The organism is Pantoea sp. Ft-CA_14 (genome assembly GCF_024520875.1).
GTDB classification, from domain to species: domain Bacteria; phylum Pseudomonadota; class Gammaproteobacteria; order Enterobacterales; family Enterobacteriaceae; genus Pantoea; species Pantoea agglomerans.
The window spans coordinates 22,827-48,012 of record NZ_JALNPM010000017.1 but is presented as its reverse complement, the minus strand read 5'-3'; the positions used below and the strand labels follow the sequence as shown (position 1 = coordinate 48,012).

The window sequence follows — 25,186 nt, the reverse complement described above, 5'->3', positions numbered from 1 at the left end:
TTTCTGATAACATGCCGCCATCTGATTTTAATCTGCTTTTAGACGCGAATTTGCTGTAACGGTAACTATGACGACCTTTTACACCGCATTGCTCTACTTAATTCAGCCACTGATTTGGCTGCGCCTGTGGCTGCGCGGTCGTAAAGCGCCTGCCTATCGCAAACGCTGGGCAGAACGCTATGGCTATTGTATCGGCAAAGTTAAGCCCGACGGCATTGTGCTGCACTCGGTCTCTGTGGGTGAAACCCTGGCTGCGATCCCGCTGGTGCGCGCTCTGCGTCATCGTTACCCGACCCTGCCGATTACCGTCACCACCATGACGCCTACCGGCTCTGAACGCGCGCAATCTGCATTTGGCAAAGATGTGCATCACGTCTATCTGCCTTATGATCTGCCGGGTTCGATTAATCGTTTTCTGGATACGGTCAACCCACGCCTGGTGATCATCATGGAAACCGAGCTATGGCCGAATATTATCCGCATTCTGCACCAGCGTAATATTCCGCTGGTGATCGCCAATGCCCGCCTCTCGGCCCGATCGGCCAAAGGCTACCGCAAGCTGGGTAAATTCATGCGCCGGCTGTTGCAGAGCATCACGCTTATCGCGGCGCAGAATGCGGAAGATGGCGACCGCTTCCTGAGCCTGGGCCTGAAACGTTCTCAACTAACGATTACCGGCAGCCTGAAGTTTGATATTTCCGTGACGCCAGAACTGGCCGCCAGAGCGGTGACGCTGCGTCGTCAGTGGGCGCCGCGCCGTCCGGTGTGGATCGCCACCAGCACGCACGAAGGTGAAGAGGCCATTGTGCTGGATGCCCATCGCCGCCTGCTGCAGACCTTCCCGGATCTGCTGCTGATTCTGGTGCCCCGCCATCCCGAGCGTTTTAACGATGCCCGTGAACTGACGCAGGAACGCGGCTTCAGTTTTATCCTGCGCAGCAGCGGCGAGATCCCGTCTGGCTCAACGCAGGTGGTCATCGGAGATTCAATGGGCGAACTGATGCTGCTATACGGCATTGCCGATCTGGCCTTTGTCGGCGGCAGCCTGGTTGAACGGGGTGGACACAACCCGCTGGAGCCTGCTGCCCATGCGCTTCCGGTTCTGATGGGACCCCATATCTGGAACTTCAAAGATATCTGCAGCAAGTTGCAGGAAGGCCAGGGGCTGATCACCGTCACCGACGTGATTTCGCTGGAAAAAGAGGTCACCAACCTGTTACAGGATGATGATTACCGCCGTTATTACGGACGTCATGCGGTAGACGTGCTGCACCAGAATCAGGGTGCGCTACAGCGTCTGCTACAGTTACTCGAACCGCATCTGCCACCACGGGCCCACTAATGTCAGCACGCCAACGTCTTTCCGTGGTGATGATCGCCAAAAACGAAGCGGAACTGCTGCCTGAATGCCTGGCCTCGGTCAGTTGGGCCGATGAAATTATCGTGCTGGACTCAGGCAGCCATGACAACAGTGTCGAGATCGCCACGCAGGCTGGGGCGAAGGTCTACCTCAATGATGACTGGCAGGGCTATGGTATCCAGCGCCAGCGCGCGCAGCACTATGCCACCGGCGACATGATTCTGATGATCGATGCGGATGAACGCGTGACACCTGAACTGCGCGCCGCGATTGAGCAGGTGCTGGTCGCGCCACCCAGCCGTACGGTTTATAGCCTGGGCCGCAGTAATCTGTTTCTCGGCCGCTTTATGCGCCATAGCGGCTGGTATCCTGACCGCGTCATGCGACTCTACCCACGCACCTTCCGCTACAATGACAATCTGGTGCATGAATCACTGCAAAGTGACGGCGCGCCGGTGGTGGCATTACCCGGCGATCTGCAGCATCTGACCTGCCGCGATTTAATCGCCTTTCAGCGCAAGCAGCTGGCTTATGCCGAAGCCTGGGCTACGGAACGCCATCGGCGCGGTAAGCGTTGCAGCCTGTTTTCTCTGTTCAGCCATACGCTGGGCGCGTTTATGAAAAACCTGCTGCTGCGTGCCGGTTTTCTCGACGGAAAGCAGGGCTGGATTCTGGCGGTGGTCAATGCGCAATATACCTTCAATAAATATTCAGCCCTCTGGGCGCTGAATCATGCTTCGGCAAAAGGGCGAGTATGATCACGAAAGCCATCTATCCCGGAACGTTCGATCCTGTGACGCTCGGCCATCTCGACATCGTGACGCGGGCAGCGCAGATGTTTGATCAGGTCATTCTTGCCGTTGCCGCCAGCCCCAGCAAAAAACCAATGTTCAGCCTGGATGAGCGCGTGGCGCTGGCCGGTGAAGTGATAGCCCATCTGCCCAACGTTGAGGTGGTCGGATTCAGCGACCTGATGGCGAATTTCGCCCGTGACCAGCAGGCAAATGTGCTGGTTCGTGGCTTGCGTGCGGTGTCAGACTTTGAATATGAAATGCAGCTAGCCCAGATGAATCGTCACCTGCTGCCAACGCTGGAGAGTGTTTTCCTGATGCCGTCTGAAGGCTTCTCGTTTATCTCATCTTCGCTGGTCAAAGAGGTGGCGCGTCACGGCGGCGATGTTACCGCCTTCCTGCCCGCGCCGGTGCATCAGGCATTGCTGGCTAAACTGGCTTAATGCTGGCAGTTCGGGCACCAGTAGGTGCTGCGCTGCCCGTGTCTGCCGCTGACAATCGGCGTACCGCATGCCCGGCAGGGTTCGCCTGCCCGCCCATAAACCTGTAACTGCTGTGCAAAATAGCCGGGTTTACCGTCGCTCTGTAAGAAGTCACGCAGTGTGGTTCCGCCCTGCTCAATGGAGCGTAACAGCACCGCTTTGATGGTATTGACCAGCAGTTCCGCTTCGGCCTGCGACAGACTGCCGGCAGCACGATCGGGAATGATCCCGGCGGTAAACAGTGACTCGCTGGCGTAAATGTTGCCCACGCCCACCACCACTTTGTTATCCATAAGCCACTGCTTGATGAGCGTCCGCTTGCCGCGTGACTTCTCAAACAGGTAAGTGCCGTCAAACTCCTCGCTAAGCGGCTCCGGCCCGAGATGTGTCAGCACGCTGCTGCCCGCCAGATCGCTACTCCAGAGCCAGGCACCAAAACGGCGCGGGTCGGTGTAGCGCAGCACTTTACCGTTGCTCATGACCAGATCAACATGGTCATGCTTCGCCGCTGGCAGCTCTTCTGACAGCACGCGCAGGCTACCGGACATGCCAAGGTGGATAATGATCCAGCCATGCGGCAGCTCCAGCAGCAGATATTTCGCCCGGCGCTGCACACTGAGCACCGGCTGATCGCTTAGCGCCAGGATCTCCTGCGAAACAGGCCAGCGCAAACGTGAATTACGCACCACGGCGTGAAGGATGGTTTCACCGACCAAATGCGGTTCGATACCGCGACGGCTGGTTTCAACCTCTGGCAACTCTGGCATACCCTCTCCTCAGCGTTTTACACAAACAAAAAACCCGGCCGGAGCCGGGTTTTTAGCAGAACACTAAAATTACTTAATTTTAGCTTCTTTGTAGAGCACATGCTGACGTACAACCGGATCGAACTTTTTCAGTTCCAGCTTCTCTGGTTTAGTACGTTTGTTCTTCGTGGTGGTATAGAAGTGACCTGTACCAGCAGAGGAAACCAGCTTGATCTTCTCACGAATACCTTTAGCCATGATTCAGTTCCTTAGTACCTTAGTACTTCTCACCACGGGCACGCATATCGGCTAACACCGTATCAATGCCCTTTTTATCAATAATACGCATACCTTTAACAGATACACGCAGAGTAACGAAGCGCTTCTCGCTCTCAACCCAAAAACGGTGTGAGTGCAGGTTCGGAAGGAAACGGCGTTTCGTCGCGTTCATTGCGTGGGAACGGTTGTTACCCGTCACCGGACGCTTTCCAGTTACCTGGCAGACTCGTGACATGTCAATATCTCCAAAAATCAAATCAGCTCGAGCTTTAAAAATTAGGTTTGGGCCGCCTCGTCAGGCTTGCAGCCCGCCAGGCGAATTCCATGGAACCCGCTAAGCTGGCCTAACCGCCAAACCCGAGATTCTCAAAGGTGGCGTAGTATACGCCGCTCAGCCCAAGTGCTCAAGTCCCGAACAGATAAAGATCCCGAATGATCGGGCAAAAAGCCGCCACCTGGCGTGAAATTTCCCCCTGTCAGAGCCATCCCCGCTCGGCAAAGGAGACATATTCGCCATGACCAATCACCAGATGATCGAGCAGACGGATGTCGAGTAGCTGGCAGGCTTCGCTGACTTTATGGGTCACTTCACGGTCTGCACGGCTCGGCTCCGCCATGCCCGACGGGTGATTATGCGCCAGTATCAGAGCGGCAGCATTGAGCTTCAGCGCTTCCCGGACGATCTCGCGGGGGTGAACTTCCACGCTGTTAATGGAACCAGAGAACATATTTTGTGCCCGCAGCACCCGATGCTGATTATCCAGAAACAGTGCCATAAAGATCTCACGCTCCTGATGGGCTAACAGACTTTGCAGATACTGGCGCGTGATTTGTGGATTTTCCATTGCGCTTTCGCGGGCCAGCTTACTGGCGAAAAAACGCTTCGCCAGTTCGGCAATCGCATGAAGCTGTGCCAGCTTGGCATCGCCGACCCCTTTGATTTCACCGAATGCCGCTTTGTCTGACGTCATGAGCTGATAAAGCGAGCCAAAACCGTCCAGCATCTGTCCGGCCAGCTCCAGGACGTTCTGTCCAGGCGATCCGGTACGGAGAAAAATGGCCAGTAGTTCGGTATCGCTGAGGGCATGCGCACCCAGCTTCCGGAGTTTTTCCCGTGGTCCCTTTATTTTCATGTCCGCTCTCCCTGAGATGAGCCTCAGCATGGCCCATCATGAAGAGTGCAGCTATCAGTGAAGCTGCAATCTACGAGACGGCTCGCAAACGCAGTCAGTGAAAAGGCGCATCCGCGCTTTTGTGATAAAGTCCGTGCATTCGCCGCCGCGAGCGGCAGAGAGCTTAGTGAGGCCAACATCATGATGGGATTAGCCGGCAAAAAAATTCTTCTTGGCGTGAGCGGCGGTATTGCTGCTTATAAAGCACCTGAGCTGGTGCGCCGCCTGCGCGATCGCGGTGCTGATGTCCGCGTGATGATGACAGAGGGTGCGAAAGCATTTATTACTCCGCTCAGCCTGCAGGCTGTCTCCGGCTATCCGGTATTTGACGATCTGCTTGATCCGGCAGCGGAGGCGGCGATGGGTCATATTGAACTGGCAAAATGGGCCGACCTTATTGTGCTGGCACCGGCCACTGCTGACCTGATTGCCCGTATTACTGCCGGTATGGCAAACGATCTGGTGACGACCGCCGTGTTAGCGACGGCCTCACCCGTGGCAGTGGTGCCCGCTATGAATCAGCAGATGTATCGTGCGGCGGTGACCCAGCATAATCTGCAGAGCCTGCAGGCGCGTGGCGTGCTGATTTGGGGACCGGACAGCGGCAGCCAGGCTTGCGGCGATGTCGGGCCGGGCCGGATGCTCGACCCGCTGGTGATTGTTGACCATGCGGTGCAGTGGGCCTCGCCCGTCAACGATCTGCAACATCTCAACATTATGATTACCGCCGGCCCTACCCGTGAGGCGCTGGACCCGGTGCGCTACATCACTAACCACAGCTCCGGCAAAATGGGCTTTGCTATTGCCGACGCCGCCGCCAGACGCGGTGCACAGGTCACGCTGGTCAGCGGCCCGGTCACCCTGTCTGCGCCAGCGGGTGTGCGGCGAATTGATGTGACCAGCGCGCTGGAGATGCAGGCCGCCGTCATGAGTGAGATAGATAAACAACATATTTTCATTGCAAGCGCAGCCGTGGCAGACTACCGGGCAGCCGATATTGCGGCCGATAAAATCAAGAAACAGGGCGGCGATGATAACGTCACGCTGAACCTGGTAAAGAATCCCGATATTGTTGCCGGCGTCGCTGCACTTCAGGAAAACCGGCCATTCGTCGTTGGATTTGCTGCTGAAACACAGAATGTGGAAGAATACGCCCGGCAAAAACGGGTGCGCAAGAATCTGGATCTGATCTGCGCTAACGACGTCGCTAAAGCCGGACAGGGGTTTAATAGCGACACCAATGCTCTTCACCTTTTTTGGCAGGATGGAGAAAAACGCTTACCGCTCAGCGATAAGTCTCTCCTTGGCCAACAATTAATAGACGAGATTGTCAGCCGTTATGATGAAAAAAATAGACGTTAAAATCCTGGATCCGCGCGTCGGCAAAGAGTTTCCACTGCCGACCTACGCGACTTCAGGTTCCGCTGGGTTAGATTTACGCGCCTGCATTGATGATGTTCTCGACATCGCACCAGGCACCACAACGCTGGTTCCGACCGGCCTGGCGATTCATATTGCCGATCCCGACCTGGCCGCTGTGATCCTGCCGCGCTCAGGCCTTGGCCATAAACATGGCATCGTGCTGGGCAACCTGGTGGGGCTGATTGACTCCGACTATCAGGGACAGCTGATGGTCTCGGTCTGGAATCGCGGCCAGGAAAGCTTCTCGCTGCAACCCGGCGATCGCATGGCACAACTGGTCTTTGTACCGGTGGTGCAGGCGGAATTTAACCTGGTCGAAGATTTCGACGCCAGCCTGCGCGGCGAAGGCGGCTTCGGCCACTCCGGTCGCCAGTAACCCGCATTACCGACTTTCACTTACGCCCGTTATTTTTTCCTCATCGCCACAGGACGCGTTCCTGTGGCAGATGCGTAGGTGTTGCCTGTTTTTAGGTGAATTTCAGGGGTCTTTAAGGTCATGGCAGAAAAAAAAGTCGCGAAGCGGAATCGTCGCGAAGAGATTTTGCAGGCGCTGGCGCAGATGCTGGAGTCGGGTGATGGCAGTCAGCGCATTACTACAGCCAAACTGGCAGCCACGGTGGGCGTTTCCGAAGCGGCGCTGTATCGTCACTTCCCGAGTAAAACACGAATGTTCGATAGCCTGATTGAGTTTATCGAAGACAGTCTGATTACCCGCATCAATCTGATCCTCAAGGATGAAAAAGAGACCATGACGCGTCTGCGTCTGATCGTGCAACTGATTCTGGGATTTGGTGAGCGTAATCCGGGACTGACGCGCATTCTGACCGGCCATGCATTGATGTTTGAGCAGGACCGACTGCAGGGACGCATCAATCAGCTGTTTGAGCGGATTGAAGTGCAGCTGCGACAGGTGATGCGGGAACGGAAAATGCGCGAGGGCGAAGCCTTTCAGGCTGATGAGGCGCTGCTGGCAAGTCAGTTGCTGGCTTTCTGTGAGGGTTTACTGTCACGGTATGTTCGTTCTGAATTTCGTTTCAGTCCTACCGCAGACTTTGAGGCTCGCTGGCCGCTGATTGCTGCCCAGCTGGCGTAAAGCGTAAAAGAAGGCGGGCATTGCGCCCGCCTCTGTTAAATCCCGTACGCTTTCTGATAGGCACGTACCTGGGCCAGATGATCGGCCATCTCAGGCTTCTCTTCCAGCCAGGCAATCAGGTCTGCCAGCGTTATAATCGCGGTCACTTTGCAGCCGTAATCACGTTCCACTTCCTGAATCGCCGACATTTCTCCGCGTCCACGCTCCTGACGATCAAGCGAGACCAGCACGCCTGCCAGAGTGGCGTTGTGCGCACCGATAATATCCATCGACTCACGAATCGCGGTGCCTGCGGTGATCACATCGTCCACCAGCATCACTTTGCCCTGCAGCGGACTGCCAACCAGCAGGCCACCTTCGCCGTGATCTTTCGCTTCTTTACGGTTAAAGCAGTAAGGCACATCGCGGTCATGATGATCCGCCAGCGCCACCGCCGTGGTGGTGGCAATCGGAATGCCTTTATAGGCCGGGCCGAACAGCAGATCAAAATCAACAGCGCCATCCACCAGCGCCTGCGCGTAGAAGCGTCCCAGCAGCGCTAAATCCCGTCCGCTGTTAAACAGACCAGCATTAAAGAAATAGGGGCTTTTACGCCCGGACTTCAAAGTGAACTCACCGAACTTCAGCACCTGCTTGTTCAGGGCAAATTCAATAAACTGACGCTGCCAGGCTTTCATTTCTCACTCCTCAAATAAAGAAAAGGCGACTCTGAGGTCGCCTGTTACATCAATTTTCCAGCGCTGCTTTCTGCGCCTGAATTAATTCCTCAATTCCGCCGCGTGCCAGCGCCAGTAGCGTCAGCAACTCTTCATGGCTGAACGGTTCGCCTTCGGCAGTGCCCTGCACCTCGATCATGCGGCCATCTTCCAGCATCACGACGTTCATGTCGGTTTCTGCGGCTGAGTCTTCAACATACTCCAGATCGCACAGCGCTTCGCCTTTGACGATGCCCACTGAAATCGCCGCGACCATGCCCTTCATCGGGTTCGCTTTCAGTTTGCCGCTCGCCACCAGCTTGTTCAGCGCATCAGCCAGCGCCACGCAGGCTCCGGTGATTGATGCGGTGCGAGTGCCGCCATCGGCCTGGATCACGTCACAGTCGAGCGTAATAGTAAATTCACCCAGCGCTTTAAGATCAACCGCGGCGCGCAGTGAACGGGCGATCAGACGCTGAATCTCCAGCGTACGTCCGCCCTGCTTGCCTTTTGCGGCTTCACGCGCCATACGGCTGTGGGTCGAACGCGGCAGCATGCCATATTCGGCCGTTACCCAACCCTGGCCCTGGCCTTTGAGGAAACGCGGAACCCCTTCGTCTACCGAGGCAGTGCAAAGCACTTTCGTTTCGCCGAATTCCACCAGAACGGAACCCTCTGCGTGTTTGGTGTAATTGCGGGTCAATGTGACTGGACGCACCTGTTGTGCGCTACGGCCTGCTGGACGCATGGGTATTCTCCGGCTTGCTAATGATTGGCTGCGCATTATACGGACTTCCTTGTCCGCTGTCTCTTACGCTGGTCTGACGCAGGCATCAGATGAAATTCCCCGCCAGCTGTGGCTAAATGCGCGTTCCTTTCTCTCTGATAAAAAAGACATATGGCCGCCATTCTTCATTTCCTGCTGGCGCTGGTGGTGATCTTCGCCCTTGCGCTGCTGGTCAGTCATGACCGTAAACAGATTCGCCTGCGCTTTATTATTCAACTGATTGTGGTGGAAGCCGCGCTGGGTTGGTTCTTCCTTCACTCTGCCGGGGGTCTGGCGCTGGTCGGCTCGTTCGCCAGTTTCTTTGAGACGCTGCTGGGTTTTGCCGCACAGGGCACGGAGTTCGTGTTTGGCGGAATGAGCAAACAGGGGCTGGCATTTATCTTCCTTGGCGTGCTCTGCCCGATTGTCTTTATTTCGGCACTGATCGGCATATTGCAGCACTGGCGCATCCTGCCGCTGCTGATCCGTATTTTCGGGACGCTGCTGTCGAAGATTAACGGCATGGGCAAGCTGGAGTCGTTCAACGCCGTCAGCACGCTGATTCTTGGGCAGTCGGAAAACTTCATCGCTTATAAAGGGATTCTGGGTGATATCCCGCCGCGCCGGCTCTACACCATGGCAGCGACCGCGATGTCTACCGTTTCGCTGTCGATTGTCGGTGCTTATATGTCGATGATCGAACCGAAATATGTGGTTGCGGCACTGCTGCTTAACATGTTCAGCACCTTTATTATCCTGTCGATCATCAACCCGATGAAAAGCCAGGATGAGCAGCCTATCGCGCTGGATAAACTGCATGAAGAGCAGAGCTTCTTTGAGATGCTGGGTGAGTACATCCTGGCAGGCTTCAAAGTCGCGATGATTATTCTGGCCATGCTGATTGGCTTTATTGCCCTGATTGCTGCCGTCAACGCGCTGTTTGCGGCGGTGTTCGGCTACAGCTTCCAGCAACTGCTCGGCTACCTGTTCTATCCTCTGGCCTGGCTGATTGGCATTCCCAAAGCCGATGCCCTGCAGGCGGCCAGCATCATGGCAACCAAACTGGTGGCGAATGAGTTTGTGGCGATGATTGAACTGCAGAAAGTCGCGGCAGGCATGAGTGCGCGTGGACTGGGTATTCTGTCGGTGTTCCTGGTCTCGTTCGCTAACTTTGCCTCTATCGGCATTGTGGCGGGCGCAATAAAAGGCCTGAATGAGAAACAGGGAAATGTGGTTTCCCGTTTTGGCTGGAAGCTGGTCTATGGCTCCACGCTGGTCAGTCTGCTCTCCGCAGCCTTTGCCGGTCTGTTTATCTGATTATTCAACGGGCGGCAATTCTGCCGCCCGCTTTCGCCTTAGAATCCGACGCAGACGGGTGCATCCACCCGCATAACCGACTCCTGACCAAACCGTTTTTTATAGAGGCTACGTAACGCCTCAATATCAACGTTGGTGGCGGGGTCGATCCCGTGAATCAGCATCAACGCCTTACTGTTCTCCCGTGCCAGCTGACCGTTCTCGCCCAGCCATTGCCCTTTGGCATCATAGACCGACAGGCCCGCTTTAAACCGTGGCGTGACCTCATTATCCACGAAGTTCATCCAGTCGAGTGAACTCACCCTGCCGCCATCAGGCTTGCTCAGTCCAAACCACAACGTGGTCTGCATCATCATGTCGCCACCCGCACAGATAGGTTGCGGTTTAGTGGGCGGCGAGTGGCGTGCCTGGCAACCTGCCAGCAGCAGAGCCATCACAACAGGAAGGGCAATAACGCGAGACATAGATCAGTCATCCTCACAAAGGGTCAATGGTCATCATAAGTGGCTGTCGCTGAAAGCGGAAATGGTTCGTTATTTTCCTGTGCGACGCTTATGCCTGTTATGCCGTGGCTCGCCTCGCTATACTTCACCCATCTTTCCGCAAATGAGTACCGCTTATGATCCGCAGTATGACCGCTTATGCCCGCAGCGAAGCCAAAGGCGAATGGGGCAGCGCCGCCTGGGAGCTGCGTTCCGTGAACCAGCGTTATCTGGAAACCTACATCCGCCTGCCGGAACAGTTTCGTGGGCTGGAGCCGGTTATCCGCGAGCGCATTCGCCAGCGTCTGACGCGCGGTAAAATTGAGTGCAACCTCCGTTATGATGCCGATCCCAGCGCACAGGGCGAACTGATGCTCAACGAAACGCTGGCGAAACAGCTGGTGCAGGCTGCCAACTGGGTAAAAATGCAGAGCGACGAAGGCGCGATTAATCCGCTGGATATTCTGCGCTGGCCAGGTGTGATGTCTGCGCAGGAACAGGATCTGGATGCCATCAACACCCAGTTGTTGCAGGCACTGGATGGTGCGCTTGATGACTTTATTGCGGCACGCGAAAGCGAAGGTACCGCCCTGAAAGCGATGATTGAGCAGCGTCTGGAAGGCGTCTCGCAGGAAGTCAGCAAAGTGCGCGCGCAGATGCCTGAGGTGATCAAATGGCAGCGTGAGCGGCTGGTCGCCAAACTGGAAGATGCTGAAGTCCAGCTGGAAAACAATCGCCTTGAGCAGGAACTGGTGATGATGGCGCAGCGTGTTGACGTTTCTGAAGAGCTGGATCGTCTGGATGCGCACGTTAAAGAGACTTACAACATCCTGAAAAAGAAAGAAGCAGTTGGCCGCCGTCTCGATTTTATGATGCAGGAGTTCAATCGTGAGTCGAATACGCTGGCTTCGAAGTCGATCAACGCCGAAATCACTACGTCAGCTATTGAACTGAAGGTGCTGATTGAGCAGATGCGCGAGCAGATTCAGAATATCGAGTAATTTCCACTCAACAAAGCGCTCGCAGTAGCGCTTTGTTCCCCTCTCAGGCGCTGTCAGCACTTAAAGAGTTAGCTCCTTCCGCGAATTGATCGCTTTTTCAGCGCGGCCAGCATCAGAATCAGGTAAAGATAAATAAATAATCATTTCCAGACTGTTCCTGAAACGGCCTCGCTTACAATTAAAGCTGCTTTCAGGATTAGATTAAGCAGTTGAAAAATAATAATTTTATCGGGTTAATGTACTTTTATAGCCGGTATTAACGCTTCTCCATGAAACAGGTCAATCCTGTAGATGCCGGAGTTTCCCTTTCTTTGAAGGCACTTTTTGATAAAATGTTGGTCGAAATCAGTACAGCTGTACCGCCTTAAGACTCATGGAAGTGCTCTTTGTGCGATGCATCCCTCTATCCCATGAAGGTTGTTAATGAAAAACACCGGAAAATTTAGCAGTTCGCTGCTGCATCCGCGTTATTGGTTTACCTGGTTTGGCCTTGGCGTACTCTGGCTACTGGTCCAGCTCCCCTATCCTGTTCTTATCCGTCTCGGTGCCGGTGCCGGCAAAATCTCTCGCCATTTCCTGCAGCGCCGCGAGCGTATTACCCGTCGTAACATCGAACTCTGCTTTCCGGGCATCAGCGAAGAAAAAACAGAACATATGATTGCCGGCAATTTCGCGTCGCTTGGGATGGCGCTGGCTGAAACCGGTATTGCCTGGTTCTGGTCTGACCGTGCGGTAAGACGTCTGTTTAAAGTGTCGGGAATGGAAAACCTGCATGCCGCGCAGAAAGAAAAGCGAGGCGTGATGCTGATTGGTGTGCATTTCATGTCACTGGAGCTGGGCGGCCGCATCAGCGGACTCTGTCAGCCAATGATGGCGATGTATCGCCCACACAATAACCAGGCGATGGAGTATGTGCAGACCAAAGGCCGGATGCGCTCAAATAAAGCGATGATCGACCGTCGTGATCTACGCGGTATGGTTAATGCCCTGAAACAGGGTGAATCGGTCTGGTTTGCGCCTGACCAGGATTACGGCCCTAAAGGCAGCACCTTTGCGCCGCTGTTTGCGGTGGAAAAAGCCGCCACGACCAACGGGACTTTTGTTCTGTCGCGTCTGGCGAAGCCAGCGATGGTGCCGATTATGCTGATTCGTAATCCAGGAAATGATGGTTACCATTTGATCATCGAACCGATGCTGGAAAATTATCCTCATACGGACGAGGCTGCTGCTGCAGCTTATATGAACAAAGTGATCGAAAATCAGATCCTTCGCGCACCCGAACAGTACCTTTGGCTGCATCGTCGCTTCAAAACCCGGCCACCGGGTGAAAAGTCGCTCTACGTCTGAGTTAACTGATAAAGCAGGCCTCGTGCCTGCTTTGTTGTTTTAATCTGCTGAACGACATCTGCTTTACGTCCACTCTCTCATCCTCGTTTGCTGTGCTCTCATACTGCCTCTGCCGTTATAGCTACCCCTGCAGCTTCTGCTGTTCAGCACGCCGGTCTGCGTCCGGCAGGCTGGTATCAAAGAGATAATTAAGGAATGATGAATCCTCTTACCTCGTCAATGCCGGACAATCTTATGGATATCAACGATACACAGCAGTGGCAGCGTCCGCTGATTGATGATCGCCTTACGCCCTATATTGAAGTGGATGCAGAGCGCCTGGAGCAGAACCTGCAGCATATGCAGCGAAAAGCCAGCGCGGCAGGCGTCGCGTTGCGACCGCATATCAAAACGCATAAAAGCGTCTGGATTGCGCAGCGTCAGATCGCGTCCGGTGCCCAGGGTGTTACCGTCTCTAAGCCCAGCGAAGGCATCAGCTTTATTCAGGGCGGTGTTCGTGATCTGCTATTAGCCTACCCGATTGTGCAACCGCAAAGCGTGGCTGAATTGCTGCGCCACGCCGTGCTTCATCAGGCAAAGCTCACCCTGATTGCGGACAGGCTGCAGGGCGTGGCGGCTATTGCTGATGCCTGCCAGCAGCAACCGGAATGCGACCTGGCGGTAGCGATTAAGGTTGATGTTGGATTACATCGGATAGGTGTCAATCCTGATACAGATGAAGCGGTGCTGATTGCTCAGGCGCTGCAGGACAAAGGGTTACGCTTTGCCGGATTAGTGTCACATGCCGGCCACGCTTATGGTGCCGGGAATGCCGCGGCCATTGCGGATGTCGCCCGGCAGGAAACGGCATTGATGCAGCGAGTACAGGCAAAACTGCAGGCGGCTGGTTTTACCGACTGCCCTCTCTCTGTGGGTTCAACGCCTACGGCGCTGGCAGCAGACATTGCACCCTGCATGAATGAAATCCGGCCCGGAAACTATGCACTACTGGACCTTACCGCCTGCCGTCTCGGATTAAGTCACGTCGATCAGCTGGCAATGAGCGTCATTACCCGTGTCGTGGCGGTGAACGATCATTTCGCGATTGTGGATGCCGGGTCAAAAATGCTGAGTTCGGATAAAGGGCCACACGGCACCAATGCCAGCGGCTTTGGTGTGGCAGCCGACGAAGCGGGTCAGACTTATGAAATGACAAAATTATCTGAGGAGCACGGTTTTCTGCTTTATCAGGATCGCCGCCCTGAAGTCGGCACGCTGCTGCGTATCTTCCCTAATCACAGTTGTGCCGTGATGGCGCAGTCGGACGGCTTTGTTCTGCGGCACGCTAACGGCCAAAGCGAGGATCATGTGGTTTCTGCGCGCGGCAATTTCATCTAAGTCAGTGGCAGACAGCATCATCCGTTGTCTGCCATTTGTACGAAACCCTTTCAACACCACACTTCTGCTGTTACAACGTTTTAACAAGCCTGGCCTCATGCTTTAATGCTTTTTTAGCTTATTCACTGGAGGTTACATGCTCTCCTCTCGCACTCTGAGCCTGACGATTCCACGTCACTGGTTAGATCTTTATGAAACCATCTGGAAGCCAGAATTTTTCCCAAAGTGGGCTTCCGGGCTGACGCACAGCGCGTTAGAACCCGATGGCAATCGCTGGCGTGCTAAAGGCCCCCAGGGCAATGTGAAGATCCGGTTCTCGCCACATAATCCGTTTGGGGTAATGGATCACTGGATTGATAGCGGCTCAGGAAAGGAGATCTACGTACCGATGCGCGTGATAGCAAACGAACAGGGCGCCGAGGTGATGGTAACGGTTTATCGCCAGCCATTTACTTCAGATGAGAAATTTAAGCAGGATATTGAATGGGTTAGCAACGATCTTGAGAAACTCAACCAGCTTCTTACGCAATAAATCAATGACTTAGCGCGCCTTTTTCTCTGCATTTATCACTGGCCGCTAATGAAAAAAAATAGAAAAACTTTCGACGATAAAGCATAAAGCGCTTATCTGATTACTCATCATCCTTACGCATTTATCACCAACCCTGCTTAAGCATCGATGCCAGGAAAAATCCTGGCAAAATCCTCTGAAAGGCAGGCGACCCCCTCTGATTTCGGGCCTCCTGGTTTGCCGCACAAACAATTTCTGACTGACCCATACATTAATCATTAACAATCGTTTATTAGCAATCTGCTGGGGATTTAATATTTATCATGCATAAAGTGAAACCATTTATTTCTGCGGTCGCGTAATCAGACTTTTCTTATGGTGTTAAATTAAATAAAACAATGTATAAATCATTCCACACACAGCAATACCCATAATGATAAAGCAGGAAAAAAGTCATGGACCGCTCAACGTATCCTTTGTTATCAAAAAAAGAATGCGTTGAGATTGCCGCAAGGATGCTGGCAGGAGAATATAAAACTACAACAGGATTTATTCGTGATCTGGCGGAATTCTTATTCGCTGCAGGGAATTCCGCCATGACACGAAACAGAAATTTTACCAGGGATATCTTTTTTATCCAGGCATCATTTGATTGAACCCATAATAACATGGCAAGCCTGTAAAGCGTTTTCAGGACTTCGGCCGGAAAAATTGCACTAACTAACGGTGTTACAGCAACCTCTCCTTGCCGTTACACAACTATTTAATTCTCACAGAGTCGATGGACTCTAACGAGTATATTATGGCAATACGTGAAAGCAGTCTGAATGGCGCAAAATGGTCTCTGCTCTCTTCAATCAAAATTATTGGCATCGGCGTATTACAACTCTCGTTGCTGGCGCAGATTCTGCAGGCGAATGAGCTCAATCTGCTGGCGATCGCCGTGATAGCTTTACTGGCTATCGATACTCTGGCCGATCGGGGCTTCTCAAATACGCTGATCCGCCGCTCGATTCTCTCTATTAATGACCTCTCCACGATCTACTGGGGTAATATGTTGATGGGGGTCGCGGTGTTTGGTCTGTTATTTACTGGCAGCCATCTGCTGACCAGCCTTTTTGATCAGCCTGAACTGGCATTAATGCTGCAGATGGTCTCAGTGGTGTTTATTATCATCCCACAGGGTCAGCATTACCGTGCGATATTACAGCGCGAAAAACAATATACCCGTATCGCTTTTGCTGAAACCTCCTCGGTATTAGCCGGACTTGCCGTCACCTTATTTACCGTCTGGCTGACCCCTTCAGTATTGTGTGCGATCTGGGGTTACCTGGCGATGGCATCCATTCGTATGCTGATTTACTGCTACTACGGTCGTTCATGGTTCCAGCCGGAATACCGTTTTAGCCTGAATGCATTTTCTAAAATTCGTGCAAGAAACAAATAATAAAATAAGTCTGTATGGTGGGCTCTGAGCATCCGAAACGATGCGTTGGCGTGCTGTTAACCAGCACGCCTTTTCTTTTTATTTAGTCTGTCGCAATATTTACCTGATCGATTCTTTTCCCGCAGCATCCAGCCCTTTTTTATCTCCTGTATAAATGGTTTTCGACCAGCGGCTATCTGGCGATCGTCGTCAGTTCACCGCCCGCCCTGAGTGGGAAAACCCCACACCGGAACGCGCAAACCCTCTGTACGTTGTTTCCTCTCAACTTTTTCAATCACCTGCCGCAGTCCCTTCGCAAAAAAGTCTTTCTATGATGACGCCAGCGCTGGCTGGTATAAACTGCGCTCATCCCGGACGCCGATCGCCAGAAAATCTTCGGCGCCGTCTCTCAAGCAATACCGTAGTCTTGCCGCCGTCTTACTGGAGTCTGCTATGTTACTGACCGTTCTCTACATTATTGGTATTACTGCTGAAGCCATGACGGGTGCGCTGGCGGCGGGGCGTCGCAAAATGGATCTGTTCGGTGTCATCATTATCGCGTCCGTGACCGCCATTGGTGGCGGTTCGGTGCGCGACATCCTGCTGGGTCACTATCCGCTGGGCTGGGTGAAACATCCCGAATACATCATGATTGTTGCAGCGGCGGCGGTAGTGACCACTTTCCTGGCACCCCTGATGACGCATCTGCGCAAAGTGTTTCTGGTGCTCGATGCGTTAGGACTGGTGGTCTTTTCTATTATCGGCGCGCAGGTTGCGCTCGATTCAGGACACGCCATGATTATTGCCGCGATAAGTGCGGTCATTACCGGCGTCTTTGGCGGCGTACTGCGTGACATGTTCTGTAATCGCATTCCGCTGGTGTTTCAGAAGGAACTCTACGCCGGTATCGCTTTCGCCTCTGGCTGGATGTATATCCTGCTGCTGAAAACCACACTGGCGCATGAAGCGGTGATTATCATTACCCTGCTGTTCGGATTCTTCGCCCGTTTACTGGCGCTGCGCTTCCGTCTTGGTTTGCCGATTTTCAACTATCCCCATCCCGAGCATTGAGGATGCGGGAATTCCCTGCTGTCTCAGAAAAGCGATCAGCGTCTGCAGGCGGGCATCATGGAACTGCGTAACCAGGCGCTTTGCCAGCGCCGCCCCGACACCCGGTAAAGCTTGCCAGTCCCTGACATCCCGCTGCGTTAAGCTCTCCCACTGCTGATCGGGCAGCGCATTGAGGGCCTTCCGCGGCAGTGAAACACCTAAGGCATCCACCCAGCGACGAAGCGGCTGCTGACGGGTGAGATTAAAACGGTGCCAGAGCTGACCCGCCCGCTCCCGAGAGAGGCCCGTTGCGGCGGCGATCTGTTCCGGTGTTAACGTCAGCCAGCCGAACAGGTGCGTCATACTGCCGGTTTCCAGTAAGTGCAGCCAGGTGCTGCGCTCAACGCCAGGAATATTCAGCACCGTTTTCTGACTGAGCCAGCGTAATTTTGCCAGTAGCTGCTTCTGGCATTCAGCGCTGAAGGTGTAACAACTCAGCGGCGTGTAGCGCGACGCGTCGGGAGGCTGAGGATAGTGCCGCTCTGCCACGCGCCAGATCACCCGCTCCAGCCGGGGAATGCCCTGGCCTGCCAGACTCAGTGTGATGACATCTCCCGCCACGATATCGCTCTCCTGCCAGCGACGCAGCGATCCAACATTGACCCGCCTGACCGTCTTATCATCCAGCTGTACCGGCTGCAGATTAAGTACCGCGGCTATCTTTCCGGTTCGGCCGACTGGAAAATCGACGGAGAGCACTTCAGCGCTGACTTCCGGAGGCTGATATTTCCAGGCAACGGCCCATGTTCCCTCTCCAGGCAGCCAGTTTTTGCCCGCAGGTCGCAGGCTCTGATGAACGACGACACCGTCAGTGACAAAGGGCAGCTCAGCATGAAACCAGCGCTCCCGCCACGCTGCAACCTCCTCTTCGTCTTTAACGCTGTGGCTCCATTTTGCGGCAACGCCCAGTCCCCAGCGGCTGAGTTGCTGAAGGCGTTCCGTCATCGTGGCGGGGCCATCTGGCCAGGCCCAGATAAAAATATCGAGCGAATCCAGCAGAGGAACCCGCTGCTTGTTCATCATGGCGCCAGCGACCTGTGAGCGCGCATTCCTGCCGCCATCAACCGCCTGCTGATGACCGGTCATCGACAGAAACAGCTCACCCTGTAGCACAACCTCTTCAAGTCCGGTCTCGATCTGCAGCGGAATCGCAGGGATCCAGGCGGCTTTAGCCAGCCACTCTTCACCGCGTAATCCATCACCACGACTCAACAGTGAAACCAGTCTGCCGTGGCGATAAACCAGGGAAACGGCAATGCCATCCACTTTCGGCTGCACCCAGAGATCGTGCCGCCCCTGCATCCAGTAAGCCAGGGCCAGCTTGTCGCGCATCTTTTTTACGCCCGTGTGGGCGACCGGATGCAGGTGCTCACCCTCACCCGGCAGTTGCGGTGCGTAAGCGGGCTGCGGAGGGTTAAAGCAGTGTTGCCAGTGATTCAGTCGCTGCTGCAGACTGTCATAATCTGCATCAGCCACCGGACTCTGCCCCTGACGATAGTAAGCATCATCCCAGTGCTGCAGCTGCTGTTGCAGACGACGGATCTCTTCTGTCGCCCGGGTGGGAGTCCAGACCGGACAAAGGGCGCTATGCGCAGGCCATAGGACGATCCACAGAGCAGCCGCAAACAGCGGCCAGCCGAATCCTTTCATGATCTCTCTCCTGACGTTTTGCAGCATTCAATACCAGTGCTTCAGCGTCAGCCAGAGGTGATGTTCAGCTATGGAAGGAATGCCGTCGCAATCAGGGGATAATTACAGTCGTCCGACAGAGATTTGCGCGAAGATGCGCAAAAGTTGGGTGTTGCCGCTGCGCAAACGCTGCGTGGCGGCGGGAAGCTGTGTATACTGTGCAGGAAATCGACTCCGCTTTTAATCAATTCAAGAAAACCATGGCTCAAGGCACGCTCTATATTGTTTCTGCTCCCAGCGGCGCAGGTAAATCCAGCCTGATTCAGGCGCTGTTAAAGACCCAGCCGTTGTATGATACGCAGGTCTCTGTTTCGCACACGACGCGCGGTATGCGTCCGGGTGAAACCCATGGCGAACATTACTTTTTTGTTGAGAAGCATGAATTTGAGCAGATGATCGCGGAAGAAGCTTTCCTCGAACATGCCAAAGTTTTCGACAACTATTACGGTACCTCGCGCCATGCTATTGAGCAGGTGCTGGCAACCGGCGTTGACGTGTTTCTCGACATCGACTGGCAGGGTGCGCAGCAAATTCGCACCAAAATGCCTGGCGCACGCAGCATCTTTGTTTTACCGCCTTCGAAAGAAGAGCTCGATCGCCGTCTGCGCGGTCGTGGCCAGGACAGCGAAGAGGTGATCACGCGTCGCATGGCTCAGGCGGTAGCGGAAATGAGCCACTACGCCGAGTATGACTATTTAATTGTGAATGATGATTTCGATCTGGCGCTGTCCGATCTGAAAACCATTATTCGCGCAGAACGTCTGCGTATGGCGCGTCAGAAGGCGCGTCACGATGCTTTAATCAGCAAACTGTTGGCAGTCTGAATACAGTTTCAGTATGATGCGCAGTCATTTCTTCATCTGTGGAGTAGCACACCTATGGCACGCGTAACCGTTCAGGACGCAGTAGAAAAAGTTGGTAATCGTTTTGACCTGGTGTTGGTCGCTGCACGTCGTGCACGTCAGATGCAGGTAGGCGGCAAAGATCCATTGGTTCCGGAAGAGAACGATAAACCTACCGTTATCGCCCTGCGCGAAATCGAAGAAGGTTTGGTCACCAATCAGATTTTAGATGTGCGTGATCGTCAGGAACAGCAAGAGCAGGAAGCCGCTGAGTTACAGGCCGTTACCGCTATCGCTGAAGGTCGTCGTTAACAGCCACCTGCAGGTCGCCCTTGTATCTGTTTGAAAGTCTCAATCAACTGATTGAAAAATACTTGCCAGAGGAGCAGATCAAGCGCCTCCAGCAAGCCTACCTTGTCGCACGTGATGCCCACGAGGGACAGACACGCTCCAGCGGTGAGCCTTATATCACCCACCCGGTTGCCGTGGCCTGTATTCTGGCGGAAATGAAGCTCGACCATGAAACTCTCATGGCCGCGCTGCTGCATGACGTGATCGAAGATACGCCTGCCACTTACCAGGACATGGAACAACTGTTCGGTAAAAGCGTGGCGGAACTGGTCGAAGGCGTTTCCAAGCTGGATAAGCTGAAATTCCGCGACAAGAAAGAAGCGCAGGCAGAGAACTTCCGCAAGATGATTATGGCGATGGTGCAGGATATCCGCGTCATTCTCATCAAGCTGGCTGACCGCACCCACAATATGCGCACTCTCGGCGCATTACGCCCGGACAAACGTCGCCGTATCGCGCTGGAAACGTTAGAAATTTACAGTCCGCTGGCGCACCGCCTGGGTATTCATCATCTTAAAACAGAGCTGGAAGAGCTCGGTTTTGAGGCCCTCTATCCGAACCGTTATCGGGTCATTAAAGAGGTGGTGAAAGCCGCGCGCGGTAATCGTAAAGAGATGATCCAGAAGATTCTTTCTGAGATCGACGGCCGTTTGCAGGAAGCGGGCATTCCCTGCCGCGTCAGCGGGCGTGAAAAGCATCTTTACTCGATTTACCGCAAAATGACGCTGAAAGAGCAGCGTTTTCACTCGATCATGGATATCTATGCCTTTCGCGTCATCGTGAAAGATCTGGATACCTGCTATCGCGTTCTGGGCCAGATGCACAGTTTGTATAAACCGCGTCCGGGCCGCGTCAAAGATTATATCGCCATCCCCAAAGCGAACGGCTATCAATCGCTCCATACCTCAATGATTGGTCCGCATGGCGTGCCGGTCGAAGTACAGATTCGCACCGAGGATATGGATCAGATGGCGGAAATGGGGGTCGCTGCGCACTGGGCTTATAAACAGGCGGGCGAAAGTGGCACCACCGCACAGATTCGCGCTCAGCGCTGGCTGCAAAGCCTGCTGGAGCTGCAACAGAGTGCGGGCAGTTCGTTTGAATTTATTGAAAGCGTGAAGTCCGATCTCTTTCCCGATGAGATCTACGTCTTTACACCTGAAGGCCGCATTGTTGAGCTGCCAACCGGTGCGACGCCGGTGGATTTCGCTTATGCGGTCCACACCGATATCGGCCATGCCTGCGTTGGCGCACGCGTTGACCGCCAGCCTTATCCGCTGTCGCAAACCCTGACCAGCGGTCAGACGATTGAAATCATCACCGCGCCAGGCGCCCGTCCTAACGCCGCCTGGCTCAACTTTGTCGTCAGCTCCAAAGCCCGCGCAAAAATTCGTCAGCTGCTGAAAAACCTCAAGCGCGAAGACTCCGTCAATCTGGGTCGCCGCCTGCTCAGCCATGCGCTGGGCGGCAGCCGTAAACTGGCTGAGATCCCGCCTGAGAATATCAGGCAGGAGCTGGATCGTATGAAGCTGACCTCGCTTGACGATCTGCTGGCAGAAATCGGTCTGGGCAATGCGATGAGCGTGGTGGTGGCGAAGAACCTGTTGCAGGCTGACAGCAACGCCATCAGCAGCAACAGCAAGCGCGGTAAACTGCCGATCAAAGGTGCAGATGGCGTGTTGATTACCTTCGCCAAATGCTGCCGTCCGATTCCCGGTGACCCGATTGTTGCCCATGTCAGTCCCGGCAAAGGGCTGGTGGTGCATCATGAATCCTGTCGGAATATTCGCGGCTACCAGAAAGAGCCTGAAAAATTCATGCCGGTCGAGTGGGATAAAGTCACCGAGCAGGAGTTCGTGGCGGAAATCAAAGTCGACATGTTTAACCATCAGGGCGCACTGGCTAACCTGACGGCGGCAATCAACACGGCCGGTTCCAATATTCAAAGCCTGAATACCGAAGAGCGTGATGGCCGCGTTTACAGCGCCTTTATCCGCCTGACCGCACGTGATCGCGTACATCTGGCGAATATCATGCGTAAAATTCGCGTGATGCCGGATGTGATCAAAGTCCATCGTAACCGTAATTAGGCATGAACGATCAACGATTTGCCCGGATTCAGGCGATGCTGGCACTGCGCCAGCACGATCTCACGGTCTGTATGGAGCAGGTGCATAAGCCGCACAATGTTTCCGCAGTGATCCGCACGGCGGACGCCGTCGGCATCCACGAAGTGCACGCCGTCTGGCCGAGCCAGCGGATGCGCACTCAGGCTTCCGCATCTGCCGGAAGCAACAGCTGGGTTAAAGTGGTCACCCATCCCACCATCGGCGATGCTGTAAAAAAGCTCAAACAACAGAAGATGCAGGTTTTAGCGACCCATCTCTCTGCCGATGCCGTGGATTTCCGTGAGATCGATTATACCCTTCCGACCTGCATCCTGATGGGCCAGGAAAAAACCGGCATCACCGAAGAAGCGCTGGCGCTGGCCGATCGGCAGATTGTGATTCCGATGGTGGGCATGGTGCAGTCGCTGAATGTCTCGGTCGCCTGCGCGCTGATCCTGTATGAAGCACAGCGGCAGCGGCAGAACGCGGGTCTGTACCTGCGCGACTACAGCCTGCTGGACGAAGATGAGCAGCAACGTCTGTTGTTCGAAGGCGGATTCCCGGTACTGGCGCGGGTCGCAAAACAGAAAGGTTTACCCTATCCGCGCATCAATGCGCAGGGCGAAGTCGACGCCGATCCCAGCTGGTGGGCAACCATGCAATCGACCGGTAAAAGAAGATGAAAGGCCGTCTGCTGGATGCCATACCGCTCAGTACCCTGACCGGCGTCGGTGCCAGCCAGGCGGCAAAGCTGGCCAAAATTGACCTGCATACCATTCAGGATCTCCTGCTTCATCTCCCGCTACGCTACGAAGATCGTACCCAACTCTATGCCATTGATGATCTGCTGCCCGGTATCTGGGCCACAGTAGAAGGCGAAGTGCTGCACACAGATATCACCTTTGGTCGCCGCCGGATGATGGTGTGCCAGATTAGCGATGGCAGCGGCGTACTGACGATGCGCTTCTTTAATTTCAATGCCGGGATGAAGAACAACCTGTCGCCGGGCCGGCGCGTCACCGCGTATGGTGAAATTAAACGCGGTCAGCGTGGCGCTGAGATTATCCATCCCGAATACCGGATCCAGGGCGAACAGAGCAATGTGACGCTGGAAGAGACCTTAACGCCGGTTTATCCCACCACCGAAGGTATCCGGCAGGCCACGCTGCGTAATCTCACCGATCAGGCACTGACGCTGCTGGAGAGCTGCCCGATTGCCGAGCTGCTGCCGCAGGAACTGAGCGGCGGTTTAATCAGCCTGCCAGATGCGCTCCGCACGCTGCATCGTCCACCACCCGATCTAAAACTCAGCGAGCTGGAGAGTGGTCGTCATCCGGCACAACGCAGATTGATTCTGGAAGAGCTGCTGGCACACAACCTCAGCATGCTGGCGGTACGCGCCGGTGCTCAGCGCTATTACGCTTTACCTATGCTTCCCCGGCACAACCTTAGCGACCAGCTGCTGGCAGCGCTGCCCTTTTCACCGACCAATGCTCAGAAACGCGTGGTGGCGGAGATAGAGAAAGATCTGGCAAATGACTTTCCGATGATGCGGCTGGTGCAGGGTGACGTCGGCTCGGGTAAGACACTGGTCGCCGCCCTCTCTGCGCTGAACGTTATCGCACATGGTAAGCAGGTTGCCCTGATGGCGCCGACCGAACTGTTGGCTGAACAGCACGCCAGTAACTTCCGCCAGTGGTTTGCGCCGCTGGGCATTGAAGTGGGCTGGCTGGCAGGAAAACAGAAAGGCAAAGCCCGCCAGGCACAGCAGGAAGCGATAGCCAGCGGTCAGGTGGCGATGGTGGTGGGCACACATGCCCTGTTTCAGGAGCAGGTGCAGTTCAACGGTCTGGCACTGGTCATTATTGATGAGCAGCACCGGTTCGGCGTCCACCAGCGACTGGCGCTGTGGGAGAAAGGTGAGGAGCAGGGCTTCCATCCGCATCAGCTGATCATGACCGCCACACCAATTCCGCGCACCCTGGCGATGACCGCTTATGCCGATCTCGATACCTCAACCATTGATGAGCTGCCGCCGGGACGTACACCGGTGACCACCGTGGCTATCCCCGATACCCGACGTGATGAGATTGTGGCGCGGGTTGAGCATGCCTGCCGCGAAGGGCGTCAGGCCTACTGGGTCTGCACCCTGATTGAAGAGTCAGAATTGCTGGAAGCACAGGCGGCAGAAGCCAGCTGGGAATCCCTGAAAACGGCGCTGCCCGACTTAAACATCGGGCTGGTGCATGGCCGTATGAAGCCTGCGGAAAAACAGGCGGTGATGCAGGCGTTTAAAGCGAATGAACTGCAGTTGCTGGTGGCGACGACCGTGATTGAGGTTGGCGTGGACGTGCCGAATGCCAGCCTGATGATCATCGAAAACCCGGAGCGGTTAGGGCTGGCACAGCTGCATCAGCTGCGGGGCCGTGTGGGCCGTGGTGCCGTGGCATCACACTGTGTACTGCTCTACAAAGCGCCGCTGAGCAAGACGGCGCAGAAGCGTTTACAGGTGCTACGCGACAGCAATGACGGCTTCGTCATTGCCCAGTTCGATCTGGAGATTCGCGGGCCGGGTGAACTGCTGGGCACGCGTCAGACCGGCAATGCCGAATTTAAAGTGGCCGACCTGCTGCGCGATGCGGCGATGGTGCCCGAAGTTCAGCGTGTGGCGCGCCACATCCACCAGCACTATCCCGAGCAGGCCAGCGCATTGATTGAACGCTGGCTGCCAGAGAACACCCGTTATACCAACGTCTGAATGATCCCCATCTGATTCGGCTTTTTTATCCCTGCCGGGCAAACGATTGCTTTTAGCCTGC

The 25,186-nt window shown here is 54.8% G+C and carries 27 protein-coding genes; 19 read left to right on the top strand and 8 right to left on the bottom strand.

Going from position 1 to position 25,186, the window contains the following annotated elements; all coding sequences use genetic code 11:
* The first annotated feature begins 67 nt into the window (after positions 1–67).
* From waaA to coaD, 3 genes are read left to right on the top strand one after another with little or no spacing between them, the layout of a single operon-like run.
* Positions 68–1,342, top strand: coding sequence for a lipid IV(A) 3-deoxy-D-manno-octulosonic acid transferase (gene waaA, locus NR195_RS20630; RefSeq protein WP_010672092.1), 1,275 nt, complete (start codon positions 68–70; stop codon positions 1,340–1,342).
* Positions 1,342–2,118, top strand: a complete 777-nt coding sequence (locus NR195_RS20625; protein ID WP_256844866.1) for a glycosyltransferase family 2 protein — start codon at positions 1,342–1,344, stop codon at positions 2,116–2,118. Before waaA ends, NR195_RS20625 begins: the two co-directional genes overlap by 1 nt.
* On the top strand, positions 2,115–2,594 hold the full coding sequence (gene coaD / locus NR195_RS20620) for a pantetheine-phosphate adenylyltransferase (RefSeq protein WP_010258279.1): 480 nt from the start codon (positions 2,115–2,117) through the stop codon (positions 2,592–2,594). The genes NR195_RS20625 and coaD overlap by 4 nt, the downstream gene beginning before the upstream one ends.
* On the opposite strand, the gene mutM is transcribed toward coaD, so the two are convergent.
* From mutM to radC, 4 genes are all read right to left on the bottom strand, one after another.
* Complete coding sequence (mutM, locus tag NR195_RS20615; protein WP_256844865.1) at positions 2,591–3,400, bottom strand: bifunctional DNA-formamidopyrimidine glycosylase/DNA-(apurinic or apyrimidinic site) lyase; 810 nt, start codon at positions 3,398–3,400, stop codon at positions 2,591–2,593. The genes coaD and mutM overlap by 4 nt on opposite strands.
* Before the next feature lie 69 nt (positions 3,401–3,469).
* Positions 3,470–3,637, bottom strand: coding sequence for a 50S ribosomal protein L33 (gene rpmG, locus NR195_RS20610; RefSeq protein ID WP_003024094.1), 168 nt, complete (start codon positions 3,635–3,637; stop codon positions 3,470–3,472).
* A 19-nt stretch (positions 3,638–3,656) separates the two neighbouring features.
* The gene (gene rpmB / locus NR195_RS20605) at positions 3,657–3,893 is read right to left on the bottom strand and encodes a 50S ribosomal protein L28 (protein WP_006121249.1); all 237 of its coding nucleotides are present in this window, start codon (positions 3,891–3,893) and stop codon (positions 3,657–3,659) included.
* A 241-nt stretch (positions 3,894–4,134) separates the two neighbouring features.
* A complete protein-coding gene (radC, locus tag NR195_RS20600) occupies positions 4,135–4,791 on the bottom strand; it encodes a DNA repair protein RadC (protein WP_010258361.1) in 657 nt (218 codons plus the stop codon).
* 180 nt (positions 4,792–4,971) lie between these two features.
* Here radC and coaBC point away from each other — a divergent pair, with 180 nt between their 5' ends.
* The 3 genes from coaBC to slmA all read left to right on the top strand — a co-directional run bounded on the left by coaBC (position 4,972) and on the right by slmA (position 7,345).
* Complete coding sequence (gene coaBC, locus NR195_RS20595) at positions 4,972–6,192, top strand: bifunctional phosphopantothenoylcysteine decarboxylase/phosphopantothenate--cysteine ligase CoaBC (protein WP_031591883.1); 1,221 nt, start codon at positions 4,972–4,974, stop codon at positions 6,190–6,192.
* Positions 6,170–6,628 (top strand): dUTP diphosphatase, encoded by a 459-nt coding sequence (dut, locus tag NR195_RS20590; RefSeq protein ID WP_022624903.1) that lies wholly within the window; start codon positions 6,170–6,172, stop codon positions 6,626–6,628. The genes coaBC and dut overlap by 23 nt, the downstream gene beginning before the upstream one ends.
* 120 nt (positions 6,629–6,748) lie before the next feature.
* Positions 6,749–7,345: a nucleoid occlusion factor SlmA gene (gene slmA, locus NR195_RS20585; protein ID WP_010258372.1), complete on the top strand. Its 597-nt coding sequence runs from the start codon at positions 6,749–6,751 to the stop codon at positions 7,343–7,345.
* A 35-nt stretch (positions 7,346–7,380) separates the two neighbouring features.
* On the opposite strand, the gene pyrE is transcribed toward slmA, so the two are convergent.
* The gene (gene pyrE, locus NR195_RS20580) at positions 7,381–8,022 is read right to left on the bottom strand and encodes an orotate phosphoribosyltransferase (RefSeq protein WP_031591887.1); all 642 of its coding nucleotides are present in this window, start codon (positions 8,020–8,022) and stop codon (positions 7,381–7,383) included.
* 49 nt (positions 8,023–8,071) lie between these two features.
* The gene (rph, locus tag NR195_RS20575) at positions 8,072–8,788 is read right to left on the bottom strand and encodes a ribonuclease PH (protein WP_010258378.1); all 717 of its coding nucleotides are present in this window, start codon (positions 8,786–8,788) and stop codon (positions 8,072–8,074) included.
* Between the two features lie 150 nt (positions 8,789–8,938).
* Here rph and NR195_RS20570 point away from each other — a divergent pair, with 150 nt between their 5' ends.
* Entirely contained in the window at positions 8,939–10,123 is a 1,185-nt protein-coding gene (locus NR195_RS20570) for a NupC/NupG family nucleoside CNT transporter (protein ID WP_256844864.1), read from the top strand.
* Between the two features lie 38 nt (positions 10,124–10,161).
* Here the strand turns inward: NR195_RS20570 and NR195_RS20565 are convergent, their stop codons facing one another.
* On the bottom strand, positions 10,162–10,587 hold the full coding sequence (locus NR195_RS20565) for a DUF3574 domain-containing protein (RefSeq protein WP_010672099.1): 426 nt from the start codon (positions 10,585–10,587) through the stop codon (positions 10,162–10,164).
* A gap of 155 nt (positions 10,588–10,742) precedes the next feature.
* Between NR195_RS20565 and NR195_RS20560 the strand changes: the two genes are divergently transcribed.
* From NR195_RS20560 to NR195_RS20530, 7 genes are all read left to right on the top strand, one after another.
* A complete protein-coding gene (locus NR195_RS20560; RefSeq protein WP_010258384.1) occupies positions 10,743–11,606 on the top strand; it encodes a YicC/YloC family endoribonuclease in 864 nt (287 codons plus the stop codon).
* A gap of 423 nt (positions 11,607–12,029) precedes the next feature.
* Positions 12,030–12,953, top strand: a complete 924-nt coding sequence (lpxP, locus tag NR195_RS20555; RefSeq protein ID WP_060681358.1) for a kdo(2)-lipid IV(A) palmitoleoyltransferase — start codon at positions 12,030–12,032, stop codon at positions 12,951–12,953.
* Between the two features lie 234 nt (positions 12,954–13,187).
* Entirely contained in the window at positions 13,188–14,330 is a 1,143-nt protein-coding gene (locus NR195_RS20550; RefSeq protein ID WP_256844878.1) for an alanine racemase, read from the top strand.
* A 136-nt stretch (positions 14,331–14,466) separates the two neighbouring features.
* Entirely contained in the window at positions 14,467–14,862 is a 396-nt protein-coding gene (locus NR195_RS20545) for a hypothetical protein (protein ID WP_010258391.1), read from the top strand.
* Between the two features lie 434 nt (positions 14,863–15,296).
* Positions 15,297–15,497, top strand: a complete 201-nt coding sequence (locus NR195_RS20540; protein ID WP_256844863.1) for a hypothetical protein — start codon at positions 15,297–15,299, stop codon at positions 15,495–15,497.
* A 146-nt stretch (positions 15,498–15,643) separates the two neighbouring features.
* Complete coding sequence (locus NR195_RS20535; RefSeq protein ID WP_010258395.1) at positions 15,644–16,288, top strand: oligosaccharide flippase family protein; 645 nt, start codon at positions 15,644–15,646, stop codon at positions 16,286–16,288.
* Positions 16,289–16,720: 432 nt separating this feature from the next.
* Positions 16,721–17,338, top strand: coding sequence for a trimeric intracellular cation channel family protein (locus NR195_RS20530; RefSeq protein ID WP_010258398.1), 618 nt, complete (start codon positions 16,721–16,723; stop codon positions 17,336–17,338).
* On the opposite strand, the gene ligB is transcribed toward NR195_RS20530, so the two are convergent.
* Positions 17,276–19,027: an NAD-dependent DNA ligase LigB gene (gene ligB / locus NR195_RS20525; RefSeq protein WP_256844862.1), complete on the bottom strand. Its 1,752-nt coding sequence runs from the start codon at positions 19,025–19,027 to the stop codon at positions 17,276–17,278. The genes NR195_RS20530 and ligB overlap by 63 nt on opposite strands.
* A 239-nt stretch (positions 19,028–19,266) precedes the next feature.
* Between ligB and gmk the strand changes: the two genes are divergently transcribed.
* The 5 genes from gmk to recG are packed head-to-tail and all read left to right on the top strand — an operon-like array spanning position 19,267 to position 25,125.
* Positions 19,267–19,890: a guanylate kinase gene (gmk, locus tag NR195_RS20520; protein WP_010258405.1), complete on the top strand. Its 624-nt coding sequence runs from the start codon at positions 19,267–19,269 to the stop codon at positions 19,888–19,890.
* Positions 19,891–19,944: 54 nt separating this feature from the next.
* On the top strand, positions 19,945–20,220 hold the full coding sequence (gene rpoZ / locus NR195_RS20515) for a DNA-directed RNA polymerase subunit omega (RefSeq protein WP_003851346.1): 276 nt from the start codon (positions 19,945–19,947) through the stop codon (positions 20,218–20,220).
* A gap of 20 nt (positions 20,221–20,240) precedes the next feature.
* Complete coding sequence (spoT, locus tag NR195_RS20510; protein ID WP_010258411.1) at positions 20,241–22,349, top strand: bifunctional GTP diphosphokinase/guanosine-3',5'-bis pyrophosphate 3'-pyrophosphohydrolase; 2,109 nt, start codon at positions 20,241–20,243, stop codon at positions 22,347–22,349.
* A 2-nt stretch (positions 22,350–22,351) separates the two neighbouring features.
* Entirely contained in the window at positions 22,352–23,050 is a 699-nt protein-coding gene (trmH, locus tag NR195_RS20505) for a tRNA (guanosine(18)-2'-O)-methyltransferase TrmH (RefSeq protein WP_010258414.1), read from the top strand.
* Positions 23,047–25,125, top strand: a complete 2,079-nt coding sequence (recG, locus tag NR195_RS20500) for an ATP-dependent DNA helicase RecG (RefSeq protein ID WP_010258417.1) — start codon at positions 23,047–23,049, stop codon at positions 25,123–25,125. Before trmH ends, recG begins: the two co-directional genes overlap by 4 nt.
* Positions 25,126–25,186: the final 61 nt, after the last annotated feature.